Origin of the sequence: Rhodopseudomonas palustris, assembly GCF_003031265.1 — a bacterium.
In the GTDB taxonomy this organism is placed as follows: Bacteria; Pseudomonadota; Alphaproteobacteria; order Rhizobiales; family Xanthobacteraceae; genus Rhodopseudomonas; species Rhodopseudomonas palustris_H.
In genome coordinates, this window is sequence record NZ_CP019966.1 from 3153260 (window position 1) to 3173762 (window position 20503).

General features: G+C 65.1%; 20 protein-coding genes. 5 read left to right on the plus strand and 15 right to left on the minus strand.

Annotation, left to right across the window (positions count from 1 at the left end):
• Positions 1 to 42: 42 nt before the first annotated feature.
• From lpdA to RPPS3_RS14765, 8 genes are all read right to left on the minus strand, one after another.
• Positions 43 to 1464: a dihydrolipoyl dehydrogenase gene (gene lpdA, locus RPPS3_RS14730; protein ID WP_107344765.1), complete on the minus strand. Its 1422-nt coding sequence runs from the start codon at positions 1462 to 1464 to the stop codon at positions 43 to 45.
• A gap of 72 nt (positions 1465 to 1536) precedes the next feature.
• Entirely contained in the window at positions 1537 to 2922 is a 1386-nt protein-coding gene (locus RPPS3_RS14735; RefSeq protein WP_107344766.1) for a pyruvate dehydrogenase complex dihydrolipoamide acetyltransferase, read from the minus strand.
• Between the two features lie 12 nt (positions 2923 to 2934).
• Entirely contained in the window at positions 2935 to 3231 is a 297-nt protein-coding gene (locus RPPS3_RS14740) for a DUF5076 domain-containing protein (RefSeq protein WP_107344767.1), read from the minus strand.
• A gap of 4 nt (positions 3232 to 3235) precedes the next feature.
• A complete protein-coding gene (locus tag RPPS3_RS14745; RefSeq protein ID WP_107344768.1) occupies positions 3236 to 4645 on the minus strand; it encodes a pyruvate dehydrogenase complex E1 component subunit beta in 1410 nt (469 codons plus the stop codon).
• 58 nt (positions 4646 to 4703) lie between these two features.
• Positions 4704 to 5738, minus strand: a complete 1035-nt coding sequence (gene pdhA / locus RPPS3_RS14750) for a pyruvate dehydrogenase (acetyl-transferring) E1 component subunit alpha (protein WP_107344769.1) — start codon at positions 5736 to 5738, stop codon at positions 4704 to 4706.
• A gap of 152 nt (positions 5739 to 5890) precedes the next feature.
• Positions 5891 to 6208, minus strand: a complete 318-nt coding sequence (locus tag RPPS3_RS14755; RefSeq protein ID WP_107344770.1) for an FtsB family cell division protein — start codon at positions 6206 to 6208, stop codon at positions 5891 to 5893.
• 89 nt (positions 6209 to 6297) lie between these two features.
• Positions 6298 to 6858, minus strand: a complete 561-nt coding sequence (locus RPPS3_RS14760; protein ID WP_107344771.1) for an NADPH-dependent FMN reductase — start codon at positions 6856 to 6858, stop codon at positions 6298 to 6300.
• 138 nt (positions 6859 to 6996) lie between these two features.
• Positions 6997 to 8139 carry a CaiB/BaiF CoA transferase family protein gene (locus RPPS3_RS14765; RefSeq protein ID WP_107344772.1) on the minus strand — a complete coding sequence of 381 codons (1143 nt, stop codon included), beginning with the start codon at positions 8137 to 8139 and terminating at the stop codon, positions 6997 to 6999.
• 92 nt (positions 8140 to 8231) lie between these two features.
• Between RPPS3_RS14765 and RPPS3_RS14770 the strand changes: the two genes are divergently transcribed.
• Positions 8232 to 8846 carry a LysE family translocator gene (locus RPPS3_RS14770; protein WP_011158420.1) on the plus strand — a complete coding sequence of 205 codons (615 nt, stop codon included), beginning with the start codon at positions 8232 to 8234 and terminating at the stop codon, positions 8844 to 8846.
• A 104-nt stretch (positions 8847 to 8950) separates the two neighbouring features.
• On the opposite strand, the gene RPPS3_RS14775 is transcribed toward RPPS3_RS14770, so the two are convergent.
• From RPPS3_RS14775 to eno, 3 genes are all read right to left on the minus strand, one after another.
• The gene (locus tag RPPS3_RS14775) at positions 8951 to 9754 is read right to left on the minus strand and encodes a hypothetical protein (protein ID WP_107344773.1); all 804 of its coding nucleotides are present in this window, start codon (positions 9752 to 9754) and stop codon (positions 8951 to 8953) included.
• A gap of 84 nt (positions 9755 to 9838) precedes the next feature.
• Positions 9839 to 10972: a zinc-binding dehydrogenase gene (locus RPPS3_RS14780; RefSeq protein ID WP_107344774.1), complete on the minus strand. Its 1134-nt coding sequence runs from the start codon at positions 10970 to 10972 to the stop codon at positions 9839 to 9841.
• A 175-nt stretch (positions 10973 to 11147) separates the two neighbouring features.
• Positions 11148 to 12431 carry a phosphopyruvate hydratase gene (eno, locus tag RPPS3_RS14790; RefSeq protein WP_107344776.1) on the minus strand — a complete coding sequence of 428 codons (1284 nt, stop codon included), beginning with the start codon at positions 12429 to 12431 and terminating at the stop codon, positions 11148 to 11150.
• Positions 12432 to 12617: 186 nt separating this feature from the next.
• On the opposite strand from eno, the gene queF reads away from it, so the two are divergent.
• Together queF and RPPS3_RS14800 are read left to right on the plus strand one after the other, a co-directional pair.
• On the plus strand, positions 12618 to 13094 hold the full coding sequence (queF, locus tag RPPS3_RS14795) for a preQ(1) synthase (protein WP_107344777.1): 477 nt from the start codon (positions 12618 to 12620) through the stop codon (positions 13092 to 13094).
• A 120-nt stretch (positions 13095 to 13214) separates the two neighbouring features.
• Positions 13215 to 13559 carry a hypothetical protein gene (locus RPPS3_RS14800; RefSeq protein ID WP_107344778.1) on the plus strand — a complete coding sequence of 115 codons (345 nt, stop codon included), beginning with the start codon at positions 13215 to 13217 and terminating at the stop codon, positions 13557 to 13559.
• A gap of 17 nt (positions 13560 to 13576) precedes the next feature.
• Here the strand turns inward: RPPS3_RS14800 and RPPS3_RS24820 are convergent, their stop codons facing one another.
• Positions 13577 to 13702, minus strand: a complete 126-nt coding sequence (locus RPPS3_RS24820) for a hypothetical protein (RefSeq protein WP_283812323.1) — start codon at positions 13700 to 13702, stop codon at positions 13577 to 13579.
• Positions 13703 to 13794: 92 nt separating this feature from the next.
• Between RPPS3_RS24820 and RPPS3_RS14805 the strand changes: the two genes are divergently transcribed.
• Both RPPS3_RS14805 and mdoH read left to right on the plus strand, forming a co-directional pair.
• Positions 13795 to 15300, plus strand: a complete 1506-nt coding sequence (locus RPPS3_RS14805) for a glucan biosynthesis protein G (RefSeq protein ID WP_107344779.1) — start codon at positions 13795 to 13797, stop codon at positions 15298 to 15300.
• A complete protein-coding gene (mdoH, locus tag RPPS3_RS14810; protein WP_107344780.1) occupies positions 15288 to 17453 on the plus strand; it encodes a glucans biosynthesis glucosyltransferase MdoH in 2166 nt (721 codons plus the stop codon). Before RPPS3_RS14805 ends, mdoH begins: the two co-directional genes overlap by 13 nt.
• On the opposite strand, the gene RPPS3_RS14815 is transcribed toward mdoH, so the two are convergent.
• From RPPS3_RS14815 to RPPS3_RS14825, 3 genes are read right to left on the minus strand one after another with little or no spacing between them, the layout of a single operon-like run.
• Positions 17450 to 18676: an MFS transporter gene (locus RPPS3_RS14815; RefSeq protein WP_107344781.1), complete on the minus strand. Its 1227-nt coding sequence runs from the start codon at positions 18674 to 18676 to the stop codon at positions 17450 to 17452. The genes mdoH and RPPS3_RS14815 overlap by 4 nt on opposite strands.
• Positions 18676 to 19539, minus strand: coding sequence for a 3-deoxy-8-phosphooctulonate synthase (gene kdsA / locus RPPS3_RS14820; RefSeq protein WP_107344782.1), 864 nt, complete (start codon positions 19537 to 19539; stop codon positions 18676 to 18678). Before kdsA ends, RPPS3_RS14815 begins: the two co-directional genes overlap by 1 nt.
• Complete coding sequence (locus tag RPPS3_RS14825; RefSeq protein WP_107346615.1) at positions 19536 to 20405, minus strand: VOC family protein; 870 nt, start codon at positions 20403 to 20405, stop codon at positions 19536 to 19538. Before RPPS3_RS14825 ends, kdsA begins: the two co-directional genes overlap by 4 nt.
• Between the last annotated feature and the right edge of the window lie 98 nt (positions 20406 to 20503).

The following is a 20503-nucleotide window of genomic DNA, read 5'->3' on the forward strand; positions in this document are numbered from 1 at the left end:
CTGGCGGACACCCTTTTCAGGTGCACTTAGTAGCCGTTGGGGTCAGGCGTTGAGCACTTTGCCGTAGGCGTCGAGCACGGCTTCCTTCATCATTTCCGACAGCGTCGGATGCGGGAAGACGGTGTGCATCAGCTCTTCCTCGGTGGTTTCGAGGTTCATCGCCACCACGTAGCCCTGGATCAGCTCGGTGACTTCGGCGCCGATCATATGCGCGCCCAAGAGCTGCCCAGTCCTCTTGTCGAAGATCACCTTGACCAGGCCCTGGTCCTCGCCGAGAGCAATCGCCTTGCCGTTGGCGGTGAACGGGAAACGGCCGACCCGGATCTCCCGGCCCTGCTCCTTCGCCTTGGCCTCTGTGAGGCCCACGGAGGCGATTTGAGGCTGGCAGTAGGTGCAGCCCGGGATCAGGCTCTTGTCGAGCGGATGCGGATGCAGGCCCTTGATGGCCTCGACACAGATCACCCCCTCATGCTCAGCCTTGTGCGCCAGCATCGGAGGCCCAGCGACGTCGCCGATCGCATAGATGCCGGGGACATTGGTTTTGCCGAGCCCGTCGGTGACGATGGTGCCGCGATCGAGCTTCACCCCGAGCTTGTCGAGGCCGAGATTCTCGACATTGCCGACCACGCCGACCGCCGAGATCACACGGTCGAATTCGGCAGTCTCCGGCTTGCCGTTGCCGGGATCGATGGTGGCAACGACGCTATCTGCCTTCTTGTCGAGCTTGGTGACCTTGGCGCCGGTCAGGATCTTGATGCCCTGCTTCTCAAACCGCTTGCGGGCCAGCGCGGCGATCTCGGCGTCCTCGACCGGGAGGATCTGCGGCAGCACCTCGACCACGGTGACCTTGGCACCCATGGTGTGGAAGAACGAGGCGAACTCGATGCCGATCGCCCCTGAGCCGACCACCAGCAGCGACTTCGGCATCACTTCCGGCACCATCGCCTCGAAATAGGTCCAGACCAGCTTCTTGTCCGGCTCGAGCCCCGGCAACACCCGCGGCCGCGCCCCGGTGGCGACGATGATGTGCTTGGCCTGATAGCTGCCCGGCGGCAGCGCACCCTTCGGCGCCTCGGTCTTAGAGGCAGCGACCGTGAGCTTGCCCGGCGCGTCGATGGTCGCCTGGCCCCAGATGATTGAGATCTTGTTCTTCTTCATCAGGAAGCCGACGCCGTCGTTCAGCCGCTTCGACACCCCGCGCGAGCGCTGCACGATCGCCTTCGGATCGAACGAGATGTTGTCCGCCGACAGCCCGTAATCCTTGGCGTGCTGCATGTAGTGATAGATCTCCGCCGAGCGCAGCAGCGCCTTGGTCGGGATGCAGCCCCAGTTCAGGCAGATGCCGCCGAGGTACGACTTCTCGACGATCGCGGTCTTGAACCCGAGCTGCGCCGCCCGGATCGCCGCGACATAGCCGCCGGGTCCGGAGCCGATGATGATGACGTCGAAGGAGGTGTCGGACATAACTACTCGCTCTTCTTCCCTTCACCCGGCCACAGGTGGCACCCTCTCCCACAAGGAGAGAGGGGAAGACGTTCACACCATCATCATCACGGGATTTTCGATCAGCGTCTTGAAGGCGCCGATCAGTGCGGCGCCGAGCGCGCCGTCGACGGCACGGTGATCGCAAGACAGCGTCACGCTCATCATGGTGGCGATCTCGATCTTGCCGTCCCGGACGATCGGGCGCTGCTCGCCGGTGCCGACGGCCAGGATGGTGGCGTGCGGGGGGTTGATCACCGCGGTGAAGTCCTTGATGCCGAACATGCCGAGATTGGACACCGCGGTGGTGCCGCCCTGATACTCTTCGGGCTTCAGCTTGCGGGCGCGGGCGCGCGCGGCAAAGTCCTTCATCTGCGCCGAGATCGACGACAGCGACTGAGTTTCGGCAGTGCGGATGATCGGGGTGATCAGCCCGCCCGGCATCGCCACCGCCACGCCGATATCGGAATGCTTGTGCTTCAGCATCCCGCCTTCGGTCCACGACACGTTGGCGTCGGGGACGCGCTGCAAGGCGATCGCCATCGCCTTGATGATGAAGTCGTTGACCGACAGCTTGTAGGCCGGCTTGCCGTCCTTGTCCTTCGGCGCGGCGGCGTTGATGTCCTCGCGCGCGGCGAGCAGCCGATCGAGGTTGCAGTCGATCGTCAGATAGAAATGCGGAATGGTCTGGGTCGACTGCGTCAACCTTTGCGCAATGGTCCGGCGCATGCCGTCGTGCGGCACGACTTCGTAGGAGCCTTCCGGATACAGCGCGCGGATCTGCTGATCGGACATCGCCGGCGCGATCGCCGGACCGGCCGCTGGGGCTGCTGCCGGCGCCTTCAGGCCGCCGCCGCTCTTGGCCTGCTCGACGTCGCGGGCGATGACGCGGCCGTGCGGGCCGGTGCCGGTGACGCGGGCGATGTCGATGCCGGCATCCTTCGCCAGCCGCCGCGCCAACGGCGAGGCGAACACGCGGGCGCCGTTATGCGTGGCTTCGCCCTTCGAGACCGGCGCTGGCGCGCCCTCCTCAGGGCGAGGAGCTGGGTTTGTTGTCGGCTTTGTCGGAGTCTCTGTCTTGCCGCCCGCACTGCCCTCATCCTGAGGAGCCCGCGCAGCGGGCGTCTCGAAGGATGATGCTGTTGGCTTCGGCGCCTCGGCCTTGCCGGCTCCTGCCCCAGCCGCTTTCACGTCCTCGCCGTCCGCGGCCAGCACCGCGATCACGTCGTTGACCGGAACGTCCTGGGTGCCTTCGGGCACGATGATCTTGGCCAGCGTGCCTTCGTCGGCGGCCTCGACTTCCATCGTCGCCTTGTCGGTCTCGATCTCGGCGATGACATCGCCGCTTTTGACCTTGTCGCCCTCCTTCTTCAGCCACTTCGCAAGGTTGCCCTTCTCCATGGTCGGCGACAGCGCGGGCATCAGAATGTTGATCGGCATGAGGACAGAACCTTACTGCGGCCGTTCGGTGGTGGCGCCGGTGTCCGTCGGGCGCGACAGCTCGGCCTCGAACATCTCGACGATGCGCTCCAGCGCCTCGTCCTCGGTGTATTCGCTCTCGCGCGCATAGGCGCGCGCGGCGTGGCGGGCGATGTCGACCAGCAGCAGCCCCCACATCTCCGGATCTTCGAACGCGCGCATGAAGGCGATCGACAGACCGCCGTCGAGCACGAAGGCGCGTAGCACCTCGATCGCGTCTTCGCGGTTTGCGACGTCGGGCGGCAGCGGCTGTTGCTTGGGTCCGGTCATAGGCTCACCGATAGCAGACGGCTTTGGCGGCCTCGACCACCTCGGCGACGCTGGGCAGTGCCAGCTTTTCGAGATTGGCGGCATACGGCATCGGCACGTCCTTGCCGGATACGCGCGTCACCGGCGCGTCCAAGTAATCGAACGCGTGCTCCATGATCCGGGCGGAGAGTTCGGCGCCGACGCCGTTCTGCTGCCAGCCCTCTTCGACCGTCACGGCGCGACCGGTCTTCTTCACCGAGGCGATGATCGTTTCGGTGTCGAGTGGACGCAGCGTGCGCAGGTCGATCACCTCGGCCGAGATCCCGTCCTTCGCCAGTTCGTCGACGGCCTTCAGCGTGTAGGTCATGCCGTGCGACCACGAGATCAGCGTGACATCCTTGCCCTCGCGGACGATGCGCGCCTTGCCGATCGGGATCACGTAGTCGTCGAGCTTCGGCACTTCGCCGTGCTGGCCGTACAGCATCTCGTGCTCGAGGAAGATCACCGGGTTGGGATCGCGGATCGCCGCCTTGAGCAGCCCCTTGGCGTCGGCGGCCGAATACGGCGCCACCACCTTGAGGCCGGGGATCTGCGCGTACCAGGCCGAGTAGTCCTGGCTGTGCTGCGCGGCGACGCGCGAGGCGGCGCCGTTCGGGCCGCGGAACACGATCGAACAGCCGAGCTGACCGCCCGACATATACAGCGTCTTCGCCGCCGAGTTGATGATCTGATCGATCGCCTGCATGGCGAAGTTGAAGGTCATGAACTCGACGATCGGCTTCAGCCCGGCAAAGCCGGCACCGACGCCGACGCCGGCGAAGCCGTGCTCGGTAATCGGGGTGTCGATCACGCGGCGGTCGCCGAATTCCTGCAGCAGTCCCTGCGTGACCTTGTAGGCGCCCTGATACTCGGCGACCTCTTCGCCCATGACGAACACGTCGGGATCGCGGCGCATTTCCTCCGCCATCGCATCGCGCAGCGCTTCGCGGATCGTCACAGTCACCATCTCGGTGCCGGCCGGAATATCCGGATCGGCAGCCGCCGACACCGTCGGTGCTTCTGGCGCGTGTTGCGCCGGCGCCGCTGCGGACTTGGCCTGTGCGGCTTCGGGCTCCGCCGCCGGTGGGGCCGATTGCGAGGCCTTATTCTGCGCGGCCGGGTCCGACGCCTTGTCGGCATCGGTTGCGCTTTCGCCGTCGCCGAGAATGGTGGCGATCGGCGTGTTCACCGCGACGTCGTTGGTACCTTCCGGGATCAGGATCTTGCCGAGCGTGCCTTCGTCGGCGGCTTCGACTTCCATCGTCGCCTTATCGGTCTCGATCTCGGCGATGACGTCACCGCTTTTGACTTTGTCGCCTTCCTTCTTGAGCCATTTCGACAGGTTGCCCTTCTCCATGGTCGGCGACAGCGCGGGCATCAGAACTTGGATTGGCATTGGGGCTCCGCAGTCATTCAGTCAGGCGGGAAGCAGCCGCGACACGGCAAGGCGGGGATCAGCGATACACATCGGTGTACAGTTCGGACGGATCGGGCTCGGGATCGTGCTGGGCGAAGTCCGCCGACTCGTTGACGACCTTGCGCACCTCGGCATCGATCGCCTTCAGATCGTCTTCGGTCATGTCGAGCGCGAGCAGACGCTTGCGGACCTGTTCGATCGGATCCTGATCGTTGCGGATCTTGTCGACTTCTTCGCGCGACCGATACTTCGCCGGGTCCGACATCGAGTGACCACGATAGCGATAGGTCTGCATCTCGAGGATGAACGGGCCGTTGCCGGCGCGGCAATGTGCAACCGCCTTGTCGCCAGCGGCCTTGACCGCACGCACGTCCATGCCGTCGACCTGCTCGCCCGGAATGTTGAACGACACGCCGCGCTTGGAGAAATCGGTCTGCGCCGAGGAGCGCGTCACCGAGGTGCCCATCGCGTAGCGGTTGTTCTCGATCACGTACACCACGGGAAGCTTCCACAGCTCCGCCATGTTGAAGCTCTCGTACACCTGGCCCTGATTGGCGGCGCCGTCGCCAAAATAAGCGAGGCAGACGCGGCCATCGCCGCGATAGCGGTTGGCGAAGGCGATGCCGGTGCCAAGCGAGACTTGCGCGCCGACGATGCCGTGTCCGCCGAAGAAACTCTTCTCCCGGCTGAACATGTGCATCGAGCCACCCTTGCCCTTGGAGTAGCCGCCGCGGCGTCCGGTGAGTTCGGCCATCACGCCATTGGCTTCCATGCCGCAGGCGAGCATGTGCCCGTGATCGCGATAACCGGTGATCACCTGATCACCTTCGCGCAGCGCCATCTGCATGCCGACGACGACGGCTTCCTGACCGATGTAGAGATGACAGAAACCGCCGATCGCACCCATGCCGTAGAGCTGACCGGCCTTCTCTTCGAAGCGGCGGATCAGCAGCATTTCACGAAAAGCGCCGAGCTCCTGTTCCTTGGTGAAAGGCGGCACGTTCGATGGTGACGCTCCTCCAGCCTTGTCCTGTGCTGTTTCCTTCGCGGCGCTCTTCTTGGGTGCGGCCATGGCGATTCCGATGAGAGATGAGATGAGCCTCTCTATCGTAACTTATAGCGGCTTGAAAGGATCGCTATGTCGCTGCGCGCAAATCAATATGCCGCAGTGCAGCGACGCGAAACTTTCGAAATCGTTCGTCCAGATTTTTGGAATTTGCGCACTCAGCGCTCGGGCAGCATCCGCACCAAGTCCGCCGGATTGGCGAAGTCGAGCTGATAGCGCACGCGCTCGTCGAGCATATCAGGGTCGATCCGGTCGGAGCGCAGCAGCGAGACTCGCTGCTCGGCCTCGGCGCGCTGCTGACGCAGTTGCACCAGTTCCGCGGTGAGCGCGGTGATTTCCTGGTCGAGCTCCTGCTGCGCCGTCAGGCCGTAGCGGCCGGTGTAGGCATTGACGCCGAAATAGCCGATCACGGCCGCAGCGATCGCGTACAGCGCGATGCCGGCGAGGATCGATTTGAGGCGACTGCGGGTGACCATGGCCGGACCATGGGACAGCGCGGTTAACGCACGGCTAACGCGCGCAACTGTCCCGCCAGCTTTACAACCGGCGGGACAGGTGTCTGGCGCTATTTGTACTGCTGGGCGACGAAGCCGGCGAAGGCGTCGATGTACTTCTGCAGGAACTCGCGGAGCGAGTCCTTGACCAGTGCACCGTCCTCGCCGAACGCATCGCCGATGCCGCCGACATAGGCCTCCGGCTGCTGCAGCGTCGGCATGTTGAGAAACACCAGGCACTGCCGCAAATGGTGGTTGGCGCCGAAGCCGCCGATCGCGCCGGGCGAATTCGACAGCACACCCGCCGGCTTCTTGTCGAAGCAGCTCTTGCCGTACGGACGCGAACCCACGTCGATGGCGTTCTTCAGCACGCCCGGAATCGAGCGGTTGTATTCCGGCGTCACGAACAGCACCGCATCAGAGGCCTTGATGCTGTCGCGGAACGCGGTCCAGTCGGCGGGCGGCGCGTCGGTCTCGAGATCCTGATTGTACATCGACAGGCCGTGCAGCGTAACGATGTCCAGCTTCAGCGTGTCCGGCGCGAGCTTGCTCAGGGCCTGCGCAGTGCGCAGCGAATACGCCTGCTTGCGCAAACTGCCGACGACGGCGGCGACGCGATATGGTGGGGCCATTCAAAATCCTCCGTAAGCCACGAACAGTCGCGGCGAGCCTAGCCCGCCGCGATGACGGAGAAAGCGCAACATGCGACAGTCGTGTGGCGATGACGCGGTTTTGATGGTCCCCTCACCTAACTTGGTGCGCGCGTCGCCCTATTCGGCCGCAGCGCGGTTACCCAGCACCTCATGGTTGTGCGCGCCAAGCTTGGGCGTGGCGAGTTCGGGATCAGGCCGCTGGCCGTCGAACAGAATCGGCAGGCCGGCGACCTTGAGGCCGGTGTCCGGCATCGTGCGCAGCAGATCGGCCGCGGCGAGCTGTTCGGTGGCGGCGAGCTCGGGGATATCATTGACCGGACTGACCGGCACGCCCGCGCTCTTGAAGGCCGCGAGCCAATCGGCGGCACCGCGGGTTCTCAGCACCTCCTGCATCAGCGGGATCAATACGGGCCGATGCGCCTGCCGGTCGCGCACCCGCGCAAAGCGCTGGTCGGCGCTCCATTCCGGATGGCCGAGCACGGCGGCACAGCGCGCGAACAGCCGGTCGTTGCCGGCGGCGATCACGATCGGACGGTCGGCGGTCTCGAACACCTGATACGGCGCCAGCGTGCCGCTGGCGGTGCCATGGCGAGCCGGCGGCTCGCCGTCGAGCAAATAGCCGCTCAGCGACATGTCGACCCAGCCGACCGCGGTGTCGAACAGCGAGGTATCGATCACGCAGCCTTTGCCGGTGACGTGGCGCTGCTGAAGTGCTGCCAGCGCGCCGATCACGCACCACTGCGCAGTGGCGCGATCGTTGATCGGCGGCGCACAGAAGGTCGGCGGATGCTCAGGACCGCCGGTGAGCGACATCACCCCGCCATAGGCCTGCAGCAGCGGATCGAAGCCCGGCTCCTTGCTCAGCGGACCGGCTTTGCCGAACGCCCAGACCGAGCAATAGATCAGCCGCGGATTGACCGCGCACATCACGTCCGGCCCGATGCCGCACGACGCGACCACGCCGGAGCGCAGGTTCTGGATCAGGATGTCCGCATCCTGGACAAGCTGTTTGAGCCGCGCGACATCGTCCGGGTTCTTGATGTCCAGAGTCACCGAGCGCTTGTTGCGGTTGTAGGTGTGAAACAGCAGAGAGTCGCCGTCGATGAAGGGCGGGCCCCAGTGCCGGGCATCGTCGCCGCCGTCGTGCTTCTCGACCTTGATCACTTCGGCGCCCATGTCGCCGAGGATCATACCGGCCATCGGCCCGGCGATCGCCTGCGCGATCTCGATCACTTTGATGCCGGCGAGCGGTCCACCCATTGCGGTCTCCGATTTCGTGTTATGTCTGTTGGCGCGCACTGTTTCAGGGGTGCGAGGCAAATTGCAAGTGTCTGGCAGGAGCGGAGCGTGCAATGGTGACCGCCGAATTTCTCATCACCTCGCTGATCGTGGTCGCCTCGCCCGGAACCGGCGTGCTCTACACGGTCGCCACCGGGCTGTCGCGCGGGCCGCGGGCGAGCGCCATCGCAGCATTCGGCTCGACCATCGGCATCGTGCCGCACATGGCGGCCGCGATCCTCGGCCTCGCCGCCCTGCTCCACACGAGCGCGGTGGCGTTTCAGCTCTTCAAGTATCTCGGCGTCGCTTATCTGCTGTACATGGCGTGGAAGACGCTCGGCGAGCGCGGACCGCTCAGCGTCGACAGCGACGTCGGCGCCCCATCGGCGCTGCAGATGACGGTGACCGGCGTGCTGATCAACATCCTCAATCCGAAGCTGTCGATCTTCTTTCTCGCCTTCCTGCCGCAGTTCGTCTCCGCCGATGACGCCCATCCGCTCGGCCGAATGATCGAGCTCAGCGGCATCTTCATGCTGATGACGTTCGTGGTGTTCGTGATCTACGGCCTGTTCGCCGCCTGGCTGCGCGACCACGTCATCACCAGGCCGCAAGTCATGACCTGGCTCCGCCGCAGCTTCGCCGCCGCCTTCGTCGCACTCGGCGCCAAGCTGGCGACCGCGGAGCGGTGAGCTCATCCAGCGTCATTGCGAGCGAAGCGAAGCAATCCAGGAATCCGGCGCACTGCCCGCTGGATTGCTTCGTCGGCTACGCCGCCTCGCAATGACGAAGTGTATCACGTCCGCGCGCGGATTTCGTTGAGCAGGAAGTTGCCGAGCCGCTTGCCGCGATTGCGCAGCACCTTGAGAACGCCCTGGTCGACGAAATACGTCAGCAGAATGCTGTCCCGCGTCTCCACGCCCGCAGGCACGGTGTCGGCCGAATGCCAACTGTGCTTGTCGACCGCGAAGGCATAGCCCGAATTCGGCGCGAACTTCATTTGCCGCGCCTTCGGCATCGACCCGTCCGGCAAAACGTCATGGAAGATCGTGCCGATGTCGGTGTGGGCTTCGTCCCGCGGCAGATACAGCTGCACGGTGATGCCCTTCCAATGCGTGTCGGTGTGCGGCGTAATCTTGTAGCCGGGCACATCGCGGGTCAGGATCGGGATCGGAAACATTCCGACGTCCTGCGCGTCCGGGCCAAATCGCTTCTCCAGCGCCGGCGCCAGCTTGCGGCGGAATGCGTTCTTCACCGGCTCCGAACACAGCGCATCTCCGACCATGCGCCAGACCGAGCGCTGCTGCGGCGGCAAGTGCCGGATGTATTCGGGAAACAAATCGATCTTCACGCGGGTATGCGTACCGTCGGCGAGATCGTTGCCTTTACTGCGGCCGTGCATCGGCCGGTAGTCGGTGTTGCGCGGCAGCGCCTGGAGCATCGCCGCGTACACCAGCGCGGGAAAGATCCCGACAAATTCGAGGTGATAGAACGGCTCCATCACCACAGCGGCCGCCTCGATCGCACCGACGATGTGGTTGATCAACGCAGCGGTCGCCTCCGCCAGTTCCGACGGACGCTGCTCAGCCATCTGATCCATGCTGCTTTCCCTGCTTGCCGCTCTGATTGAGACTAACTCTTGTTCTCAACCAGAGCCAGCATGTTTCGCAGGCGATCGCGGCGATTATTTGGTCGGATCGATCAGGTACTTCTCGCCGGTGGCGCGCTTGTTATAGGCGGCGATGGCGTCGAGGGTCAGAGCTTCCTTCAGCGACACGATCTTGGTGTAGTGGCTGGCGAAGGTGGTCTTGAGCTCGGCGGCGACGCGGGCGCGGAGCTTGGCCGCATCGGCGGCACCGATCTTCTGCAGGAACGGGAACAGCAGCCAGCCGCCGGCCGCCCAGGCGAAGCCGAAATTGCGGACGATCTCGGTCGGCTTGGTATCGAGGCTGCCGTAGATATACACCTGCTTCATCACGTTCGAGCCGTAGCGGCTGTAGGGTCCAGTTGCGGTCTTGCCGATCGCGGCTTCCATGCAGCTCAGGATCTGGCCTGCAAGCCGGCCGCCGCCGATCGCGTCGAACGCGATGGTGGCTCCGGTCTTGACCAGCGCGTCTGTGAGATCATCGAGGAAGGTCGGCGCCGTGGAGTCGACCACGTACTTGGCGCCGATATCGCGGAGCAGCTTGGCCTGCGCCTCGCTGCGGACGATGTTGACCAGATCGATGCCGTCCTTCAGGCAGATCCGGTTCAGCATCTGGCCGAGGTTCGACGCCGCGGCGGTGTGCACCAACGCCTTGTGGCCTTCGCGCTTCATTGTCTCGGTCATGCCGAGCGCGGTCAGCGGATTAACGAAGCACGAGGCGCCTTCGGCCGCGGTGGTGCCGTCGGTCAGCTTCAGGCAGTCGGCAGCTTTGATCAGGCGATACTGCGCGTACATCGCGCCGCCGATCATCGCCACGGTCTTGCCGAGCAGCGCCTGCGCTGCATCCGAACGGCCGGCCTTGATCACCGTGCCGGCGCCCTCATTGCCCACCGGCATCGACTCGTCGAGCCGCGCGGCCATTGCCTTCATGGCCGCTTCAGGCACCTTGGCGGTGATCACCGGCGCGTCCGCCGTGCCGGACGCTTTCGCGGTCGACATGTCGGCGGCGCCGAACAGCAGGCCGAGATCGGAGGGATTGATCGGGGTGGCTTCGACCCGGACCACGACCTCGTCGGGGCCGGGCTCGGGAATGCTCACCGGCAGCAGCGAAACTTCGAGGTCACCGCTCGCCTTGATCAGCGAGCGCAGTTGCAGTCCGGTGGTCTCACTCACGCGTCGTCTCCCTGCTTGTTGTCAGCGCGGCCGCACCTTGGGGCAGCCGCGCGCAGGGTTCAAGGCCGCGCTGATAACCTATCCGTCATTGCGAGAAGCGAAGCGACGAAGCAATCCAGTTCCGACATCCAGCCTCTGGATTGCTTCGCTTCGCTCGCAATGACGCGGTTCTAGTTCAGCGGAACGCCTTCAGCGCCGCCTTGCCGGCGTAGTGCGCGCTGGAGCCGAGCTCCTGCTCGATGCGCAGCAGCTGGTTGTACTTCGAGGTGCGGTCGGCGCGCGCCAGCGAGCCGGTCTTGATCTGCCCGCAATTGGTGGCGACCGCGAGATCGGCGATGGTGGAGTCCTCGGTCTCGCCCGAGCGATGCGACATCACCGCGGTGTAGCCGGCCTTGTGCGCCATCTCGACGGCGGCCAGCGTCTCGGTCAGCGTGCCGATCTGGTTGACCTTGATCAGGATCGAGTTGGCGCGGCCGTTTTTGATGCCGTCCGCGAGCCGGGTGACGTTGGTAACGAACAGATCGTCGCCGACGAGCTGGCACTTGCCGCCGATCAGATCGGTCAGTTCCTTCCAGCCGTCCATGTCGTCTTCGCTCATGCCGTCTTCGATCGACACGATCGGATAGCGTGCGACCAGATCGGCGAGGTACTTGGCCTGCTCCGAGCGAGAGCGGGTCTTGTTCTCGCCGCCATAGACGTAGGAACCGTCCTTGAAGAACTCGGTGGCGGCGCAGTCCAGCGCCAGCATCACGTCGTCACCGGCCTTGTAGCCGGCCTTGCCGATCGCGGCCATGACGAAGTCGAGCGCCGCATCGGCCGACGGCAGGTTCGGCGCAAAGCCGCCTTCATCGCCGACATTGGTGTTGTGGCCGGCCTTCTTCAATTCACCCTTGAGGGTATGGAAGATCTCCGAGCCGCAGCGCAGCGCGTCGGCAAAGGTCGGCGCGCCGACCGGCATGATCATGAATTCCTGGAAGTCGATCGGGTTGTCGGCGTGCACGCCGCCGTTGACGATGTTCATCATCGGCACCGGCAGGGTGCGGGCAGAGGTGCCGCCGACATAGCGATACAGCGGCATGTCGTAAGACGCCGCCGCCGCTTTCGCCGCGGCCAGCGACACGCCGAGGATGGCATTGGCGCCGATCCGGCCCTTGTTCGGGGTGCCGTCGAGCTCGATCATGGTCTGATCAAGCTGCACCTGCTGTTCGGCATCCATGCCGCCGAGCGCGTCGAACAGCTCGCCGTTGACCGCCTCGACCGCCTTCTGCACGCCCTTGCCGAGATAGCGGGCCTTGTCGCCGTCGCGCAGCTCGACCGCCTCATGGGCGCCGGTGGAGGCTCCCGACGGAACGGCGGCGCGGCCGACCGAGCCGTCCTCGAGCACCACGTCGACTTCGACGGTCGGATTGCCGCGGCTGTCGAGAATTTCGCGGCCGATGATGTCGACGATGGCGGTCATGAATGCCTCTTGATCGGATGGAGGGAATGGAGTTGCGCCGCTTCTACAGCATGGCTCCGGGCACGAAAAGGCCGCTCGCCCGCCCCATGGGGCCCGACCAACGGCGAACGCACCGGTTTTGCAACGGATTCCCCTGCCCCGGAAAATGCTCTAGGACGGCGGTAACGGAGACCACAAGTTCAAGCCATGTCGAAAACACCTCGCAAATCCGCCGCCTCCCCATCCCTGCAGCTCGGCCAGGCCGTCGAATGGCCGGACCGGCCGGAAGCCGCCAAGCTCGACCGGGTGCCGAACCCGCAGAAGGACACCAACTTCCTGGCGCGCTTCACCGCGCCGGAATTCACCTCGCTGTGCCCGGTGACCGGCCAGCCGGATTTCGCGCATCTGGTGATCGATTACGTTCCGGGGCCGTGGCTCCTCGAGTCGAAATCGCTGAAGCTGTACTTCGCTTCCTTCCGCAACCACGGCGCCTTCCACGAAGACTGCACCGTGGCGATCGGCAAACGGATCGCAACCGAGATCAAACCGAAATGGCTGCGCATCGGCGGCTATTGGTACCCGCGCGGCGGCATCCCGATCGACGTGTTCTGGCAGACCGGCAAACTGCCGAAGGACGTCTGGGTGCCCGATCAGGGCGTGCAGCCGTATCGCGGACGGGGTTAGCCGGAGCACGCGCAGACGCCATGCGCCCCGCGGTGCATGGCGTTCCGGCTGGAGGGATTGCGGAACGGCGCGAGACCAGGTAATTAATCGCAGCTTCTTCTGTTATCCGAGGAGGCTGACATGAACGATTTGTATTCGTGGACTGCGCATCAGCACCACGGCTTGCACACCTTCAAATCATTCCAAGACAAGCTTGAGCAGTTCGCCGAAGATCATCCGGCGCAACGCGGTCTGTGCCGTGTGCTGTCTCATCTGGTGCAGGATTACATCGAGGCCTTCGATGAAGCGCCTCTGCCGGCCGACCTCGCACGCGACGTGCACCATCGCTTGCTGCAATTGTTGGCGTCACTTGAACTGCACGGCGATTCCGAGCGCAGGCTCGCCGACATCAACCGCGTCGCGGGTTTTGCGCTCTGGCCAATGCCGCAAAGCCCCTCTGGTGGCGAACATCGTCCGCATCACTGACGACGCTGCCGTGGCCGCTACAGCCGCACCGCGTCGTCCACAAGCAGTGGCGGCCGGATCTCCTGCGGCACGCCGAGATGATAGACCTGCGACCTGTAGAGGTGTGCGATCGGCTTGAAGTCGGCGGCGCCGTCGATTGACATTGCCTCAACGTCGCGCATCTCGCAACAGAGTGGAACTTTTCGCGCTCGCGAACGTTTCAACGGAACTGCAAGGTTTAGGCGGAGAAGCGAGATTGAACCGGCGGCAAGTTCTGACCGGGCTGGCGGCGTTGCCGCTGTTGCAGGCAAAGCCCGATCCCGCCGCGGCGGACCGCTCTTCCTCGATCGACTTCGATCCTTGGATGGTGCGCAAGCTGGCGCGCGAACTGGCGAGCAAACCCTATGAGGCACCCGACGGCTCGTTGCCGGCCTCGCTGAACGACCTCAGCTACGACGCCTACCGGTCGCTGCGCTTTCGACCCGAGCGCGCGCTCTGGCGTGCCGAGAACCTTCCGTTTCAGGTCCAGTTCTTCCACCGCGGCTTCCTCTACAAGAACCGGGTGACGATCTTTGAAGTCGCCGATGGCAAGGCGCGCCACGTGCCGTATCGCGCGGACGACTTCTCGTTCGGCGACGTCGCGCCGCCGCCGGATGCCGATCTCGGCTTTGCGGGGTTTCGGATTCATGCGCCGCTGCAGCGTGCGGATTATTACGACGAGGTCAGCGCCTTCCTCGGAGCGGCCTACTTTCGCGCCGTCACCAAGGGCGAGCGTTACGGCCTCTCTGCGCGCGGCCTGTCGATCGACACCGGCCAGTCGAGCGGGGAGGAATTCCCGCTGTTCAAGACATTCTGGCTTGAGCGGCCTGCTCCGGGCGCATCGTCGCTGGTGGTGCATGCGCTGCTCGACAGCAAGAGCGTCGCCGGCGCCTACCGCTTCACCATCCGGCCCGGTGACACCACGGTATTCGATGTCGAGATGGCGCTGTATCCGCGCGTCGATCTGCAGCATGCCGGACTGGCACCGATGACCAGCATGTTTCTGTTCGGCCCGAACGATCCGGCCGATACCCCGGACTTCCGCGCCGCGGTGCACGATTCCGACGGGCTCGCGATCTTCAACGGCAGCGGCGAAGAGCTGTGGCGGCCTCTGTGCAATCCGAAGGATCTGCAGATCAGCTCGTTCAGTGACCGCAACCCGCGCGGCTTCGGCCTGATGCAGCGCGAACGCAGCTTCGCCAACTATCAAGATCTCGAATCCCGATACGAGCTGCGGCCGAGCCTGTGGGCCGAGCCGATCGGCGACTGGACCGATGGCGCCGTCAAACTGATCGAGATTCCCACCCGCGAAGAGGTGCACGACAATATCGCGGCGTTCTGGGAGCCCAAGCAGCCGCTACGCGCCAAGGGCGAACACATCTACACCTATCGCCTACACTGGGGACCGGACGCGCCGAAACCCAAGGCGCTTGCACGGTTCGTGCGGACCGGCGTCAGCGCGCGGGGCGACACCGAACGATTATTCGTGCTCGACTTCGCCGGCGAGCGGCTGAAGACCGTCGATGCCGCCGCGATCCGCGGCGTAGTCACCGCCGACAAGGGCGAGATCCGCAATATCGTGACCCAACCGAACCCGGCGATGGGCGGCTGGCGGCTCAGCTTTGACCTCGCGCAGGCGCGAGCCCCGGTCGAATTACGGGCGGTCGTGTGCGAGGGCGACGCGGCGGTCTCGGAAGTTTGGCTGTACCGATGGACGCCGTGATCGGGCCGCGGCGCGAGGGCTACAGCGACACCTCGCGCCGAGCCGAACCGCTGCCTGCGAACGCACCGTTGCCGATGCCGGTGCAGTCGTTGCTGCAGAGTCCCCGGGCTGCCGCCGTCCGATCGCCGGCCGCTTGGCGCCGCGTGCTGATCATGGTCGCGACCGCAGTGCTGTCCGCGGCGGGCATCTACGAGATGTATCAGGTGCTACAGGTCGGCGGCATCACGGTTCTCGAAGGCGTGGTGCTGGTGCTGTTCGCCGCGCTGTTCGCCTGGGTCGCACTGTCGTTCGTGTCGGCGCTGGCCGGCTTCACTGTGCTGTGCTGCGGCTGGCGCGACGATATCGGCATCATGGCGGATGGCTCTGTTCCGGCGGTCTCTTCCAGGATCGCGATGCTGCTGCCGACCTACAACGAAGACGCCCCGGTGGTGTTCGCGAGGCTACAGGCGACGCGGCAATCGGTCGACGAAACCGGACGCGGCGCACAATTCGACTGGTTCGTGCTCAGCGACTCCACCGATCCGTCAGTATGGATCGATGAAGAGCGCTGCTATGCCGAACTCGCCGCCACACACGACCGTCTCTACTATCGACACCGGCCCCACAATACGGCACGCAAGTCCGGCAACATCGCCGACTGGGTCGAACGTTTCGGCGGTGCTTACGACTTCATGGTCATCCTCGACGCCGACAGCGTGATGACCGGTGACGTGCTGGTGCGTATCGCCGCCGCGATGGAGGCGAACAGCGACGTCGGATTGATCCAAACTCTGCCGGTCGTGGTCCAGGCGCGCACGCTGTTCGCGCGGGTCCAGCAATTCGCCGGCAGCATCTACGGGCCGATGATCGCCGCCGGCACAGCATGGTGGCACGGCTCCGAGAGCAACTATTGGGGCCACAATGCGATCATCCGGGTATCGGCGTTCGCGGGCAGCGCCGGGCTGCCGACGTTGGCGGGCCGCAAACCATTCGGCGGTGAAATCCTCAGCCACGATTTCGTCGAAGCGGCGCTTATGCGCCGCGCAGGCTGGCGCATTCACCTCGCCCCAACGCTGCGCGGCAGCTACGAAGAGTGCCCACCTTCACTGCTCGATTTCGCCGCGCGCGATCGGCGCTGGTGCCAGGGCAATCTGCAACACGGCAAGCTGCTCACCGCCCGCGGACTGCATTGGGTGTCGAGGCTGCATTTCCTCACCGGAATCGGCGCTTATCTCACCGCGCCGATGTGGCTGGCGTTTCTGATTGCCGGCATCCTGATTTCGCTGCAGGCGCAGTTTGTCCGCCCCGAATATTTCCCCAAGGACTTCTCGCTGTTTCCGATCTGGCCGGCGCAGGACCCGGTGCGCGCCGCCTGGGTGTTCGCCGGCACGATGGGACTGTTGATCCTGCCGAAGTTGCTAGCCCTGTGGCTGGTGCTGATGCGCAACGAAACCCGCAGGAAGTTCGGCGGCGGCCTGCGCGCGTTCGGCGGATTGCTGCTAGAGACGCTGATCTCGGCTCTGAACGCGCCGGTGATGATGGTGTTTCAATCCACCGCGGTGATCGAGATCCTGCTCGGCCGCGACGCCGGCTGGCAGGTTCAGCATCGCGGCGATGGCGCGATCCCGTTGCTGGAAGTCGTCCGCCGCTACGCGCTCCCGACAGCGCTGGGCGCGACCATGGCGATCGGAGCGTGGCTGGTGTCGTGGCCGCTGCTACTGTGGATGACGCCGGTAATCGTCGGCCTGCTGCTCGCGATCCCGGTGGCGCTGCTGACGACGCGTGTCTCCCGCTCGCGTCCGTTGCTGATGACGACTCCGGAGCAGATCGATCCGCCGGCGATCCTGGCTCAGGTCCACGCACTCGCCGATCGTCTTTGCCAGGCAAACCAGACAACCGATCCGCTGAGCGCGCTTTGTAGCGACCGACGACTCCGAGAGCTCCATCTCGCCGCACTGGCCTTCCATCCTCCACGCCCGCGCGGCCGTATCGATCCGCATCTGGCGACCGCGCGCGTGCTGATCGACGACGCTGAAAGTTATAGCGAGGCGGCCGGCTGGCTCGACCCGCGCGAGATCCGCGCTGTGCTCGGCGATCGCGAGACCCTGCAAGGGCTGCTGGCATTGCCCGGCGGAGATGGACCAGGACCAATCGCCACGGAGTCCCGCGGTTAGAGTGGCAACTCGCGAGCGACTGCATCCGCCGGCGGGCGCGGTTTGAGGATGCGGGCCAGCACGATTCCGAGCGAGGCCATGGTCAGCGCGGTCGGGGTCAGCGTCGCGGTCTTGCCGAGATGCGACAGGCCGAAGCCGTAGGCGATCGGGCCAGTGGTCTGGCCGATGAAGAAGAAGAACGAGTGCAGCGACATCGCGGTGCCGCGCGCGGTCTCGGTGAGTTCGGACGCGAACACCTGGATGCAGCCGTGCAGCATGTAGAACCCCATCCCCATCAGGACGAAGGCGAACATCTGCGCCTGCCAATGCGGGCCGAGCATGATCGCGGCGAGCTGCAGCGCCACCAGAAGACCGCCGCCGATCATCATGCCGGTGGTGCGCAGCCGCGGCAGCAATTGCGACACCGTCAGCGTGTAGATCAGCCCGCCGATCGCAAAGCCGGCGATCACCAGGCCGGCGATTGCAAGGCTCTGCTCGCCCTGCTCGTGCAGGAATGCCGCGACGTAAGGAAACACGCCCATCACGCAGGTGCCTTCGATCAGCACCGCGGTGAAGCAGATCGCCGCGTTGGGATTACTGAAGATGGTGCGATAGCCGCGGCGTAGCGCCGGCAGGTCCATCTCGGCGCTGCGCGGCGGCATCTTGGCGCCGCGGGCGCCGAACGCCACCGCGATCGCGGCGACGATCACCAGCACGCCGAGGATCGCCAGTACGCCGCGCCAGCCGAGGAAATCACCGATCACGCCAGAGGCTGAGGCGCCGAGCAGATTGCCGGCCATCGAACCGCCGAGCACACGGCCGATCGCCACCTGCCGGCGATCGACGGTGACGAGATCGCTGGCAAGGCCCAGCGCCACCGGAAACACCCCGCCCGAGCCGATGCCGGCGAGGATACGGCAGACGAACAGCACGGTGAACGACGATGACAACGCGCCGAGCAGGCTGGCGAAGCCGAGCAGCGCCAGGCACACGATCATCAGCCGCGCTTTGCCGAACAGATCGCCGAGCGCACCGATCGCCGGCTGCACCACCGCGAACGTGAAGGCGGTGACCGCGGCGAGACCCGCCGCGGTGGTGATCGTTACCGAGAACTCCTCGGCGATCCGCGGCAGCACCGGATCGAGCGCGCGCGTCGACAGCGACGCGGCGAAGCTTGATAGAGCGATGATGTTGAGCGCCGGCGGCAGCCGCGATGAGGAGGCTGCACCACCGGCTGACGGCATCAAACGGCCCCGACCGCGGGCCGCTTCTTGGCGAGCGCGTCGAATTCCATCAGCGTCTTGATCAGCGCTTCGAACTCGCGCAGCGGCACCATGTTGGGTCCGTCTGACGGCGCGTGATCCGGATCAGGATGGGTCTCGATGAATACGCCGGCAACGCCGACCGCGACCGCCGCGCGCGCCAGCACCGGGACGTATTCACGCTCGCCGCCCGACGAGGTGCCCTTGCCGCCCGGCTGCTGCACCGAATGGGTGGCGTCGAAGATCACCGGCGCCCCGGTGGTCTTGGCCATGATCGGCAGCGCGCGCATGTCCGACACCAGCGTGTTGTAACCGAACGACACGCCGCGCTCGGTCACCAGCACCTTCGTGTTGCCGGCGTAGGTGATCTTGGACACCACGTTGCCCATGTCCCACGGCGCCAGGAACTGCCCCTTCTTGACGTTGACGATCTTGCCGGTCGCCGCGGCCGCAAGCAGCAAGTCAGTCTGCCGGCACAGAAACGCCGGGATCTGCAGGATGTCGACCGCTTCGGCGGCGCGCGCGCATTGCTCGTTCTCGTGCACGTCGGTCAGCACCGGCATGCCGAGACTTTCGCGGATTTCGGCGAAGATCGGCAGCGCGGCGTCGAGGCCGAGACCACGGGCGCTGGCGGCGCTGGTGCGGTTGGCCTTGTCGAACGAGGTCTTGTAGACGAGCCCGATGCCGAGCCGCGTCGCGATCTCCTTCAGCGCCGAGGCGACCTCCAGCGCGTGTGCGCGGCTTTCGAGCTGGCACGGGCCGGCAATGATCGACAGCGGCAAAGCGTTGCCGAATTTGACGTTGCCCGCCACGACGCTGGTCGCGGGCGCAATGCTCTTGTTCACCGCACTGTTCCTTGTTCGAAGATCAGGGTCGCGCCGCAGACATTCGGCACCACCAGGCGGCCGACATGGCGCGCCGCCGGGATCTTGTGGTCTTGCAGCAGCCGTTCAACCACGCCGAGATCATCGGCGGCAATCCGTAATCCGACGAAGCTTGCGCCCTCGCCTTCGGATGGAACCGTGATGCCGTATTGGTCGCGCAGCGACACCGGTTCGACAATATCGATCTCGCCGCGCTTGGTGGGCGCGGTGACGCCGATCGACGTCGAACGCAGATCGCGGCTGCCGGTGAAGGCTTCGAGGAAGATGTGATGATCGGTCGGATTGTCGGCGACCATCACCACCGCCGCCGCAGCGCGCGCGCCATTGGCATGCGCCTGGAACGCCGGATTCCAGAAATTCTCCGGATAGTGATGCTGACAGGTGGCGAAGCCGGCCTGCGGCGACAGCGCATCGCGCGCGAACGCCAGCGAAAACTGCAGCTTCACCACGCTGCCGTCGGGGCGCCGCCCTTCCCGTCCGAACGTGAACACCTCGCCGGCCGCGATGCCGCTGTCGGTGAACCGGCGCAGGTCGGCTGCCGCATCGTCGCTCGCCAGAAGCAGCATCGACAGACCTTCGCGAACCGCCAGGTAATCGCGTTGAAACGCCCCGAATGAAAACGCGCCGTCGCGGTGCGGCGGAATCTTGTCGGGCTCGCCGATCGTCAGCAGCTCGATGAAGAAGCGATCGAACTGGACAATGCGGTTATGTGTTCCCCAGGGGTGAACGTTGCGCGCGCCGACGATGAAGCCGAGACGCCGATACAGATCAGCGGCTGCATCGAGATCGCGCACCGTATGAACGATATGGTCGAAACCGTTGGACATGAACGAGTCCGTCATTGCGAGGAGCGCAGCGACGAAGCAATCCAGCCCCGTGCTCGGCGCTGGATTGCTTCGCTTCGCTCGCAATGACGATCGAAACT

Excerpts from the sequence above, each read along its gene's own strand:
- lpdA (WP_107344765.1), bottom strand. The coding sequence starts at position 1,464 with ATGTCCGACACCTCCTTCGACGTCATCATCATCGGCTCCGGACCCGGC.
- RPPS3_RS14735 (WP_107344766.1), bottom strand. The coding sequence starts at position 2,922 with ATGCCGATCAACATTCTGATGCCCGCGCTGTCGCCGACCATGGAGAAG.
- RPPS3_RS14740 (WP_107344767.1), bottom strand. The coding sequence starts at position 3,231 with ATGACCGGACCCAAGCAACAGCCGCTGCCGCCCGACGTCGCAAACCGC.
- RPPS3_RS14745 (WP_107344768.1), bottom strand. The coding sequence starts at position 4,645 with ATGCCAATCCAAGTTCTGATGCCCGCGCTGTCGCCGACCATGGAGAAG.
- pdhA (WP_107344769.1), bottom strand. The coding sequence starts at position 5,738 with ATGGCCGCACCCAAGAAGAGCGCCGCGAAGGAAACAGCACAGGACAAG.
- RPPS3_RS14755 (WP_107344770.1), bottom strand. The coding sequence starts at position 6,208 with ATGGTCACCCGCAGTCGCCTCAAATCGATCCTCGCCGGCATCGCGCTG.
- RPPS3_RS14760 (WP_107344771.1), bottom strand. The coding sequence starts at position 6,858 with ATGGCCCCACCATATCGCGTCGCCGCCGTCGTCGGCAGTTTGCGCAAG.
- RPPS3_RS14765 (WP_107344772.1), bottom strand. The coding sequence starts at position 8,139 with ATGGGTGGACCGCTCGCCGGCATCAAAGTGATCGAGATCGCGCAGGCG.
- RPPS3_RS14770 (WP_011158420.1), top strand. The coding sequence starts at position 8,232 with ATGGTGACCGCCGAATTTCTCATCACCTCGCTGATCGTGGTCGCCTCG.
- RPPS3_RS14775 (WP_107344773.1), bottom strand. The coding sequence starts at position 9,754 with ATGGATCAGATGGCTGAGCAGCGTCCGTCGGAACTGGCGGAGGCGACC.
- eno (WP_107344776.1), bottom strand. The coding sequence starts at position 12,431 with ATGACCGCCATCGTCGACATCATCGGCCGCGAAATTCTCGACAGCCGC.
- queF (WP_107344777.1), top strand. The coding sequence starts at position 12,618 with ATGTCGAAAACACCTCGCAAATCCGCCGCCTCCCCATCCCTGCAGCTC.
- RPPS3_RS14800 (WP_107344778.1), top strand. The coding sequence starts at position 13,215 with ATGAACGATTTGTATTCGTGGACTGCGCATCAGCACCACGGCTTGCAC.
- RPPS3_RS24820 (WP_283812323.1), bottom strand. The coding sequence starts at position 13,702 with ATGTCAATCGACGGCGCCGCCGACTTCAAGCCGATCGCACACCTCTAC.
- mdoH (WP_107344780.1), top strand. The coding sequence starts at position 15,288 with ATGGACGCCGTGATCGGGCCGCGGCGCGAGGGCTACAGCGACACCTCG.
- RPPS3_RS14815 (WP_107344781.1), bottom strand. The coding sequence starts at position 18,676 with ATGCCGTCAGCCGGTGGTGCAGCCTCCTCATCGCGGCTGCCGCCGGCG.
- RPPS3_RS14825 (WP_107346615.1), bottom strand. The coding sequence starts at position 20,405 with ATGTCCAACGGTTTCGACCATATCGTTCATACGGTGCGCGATCTCGAT.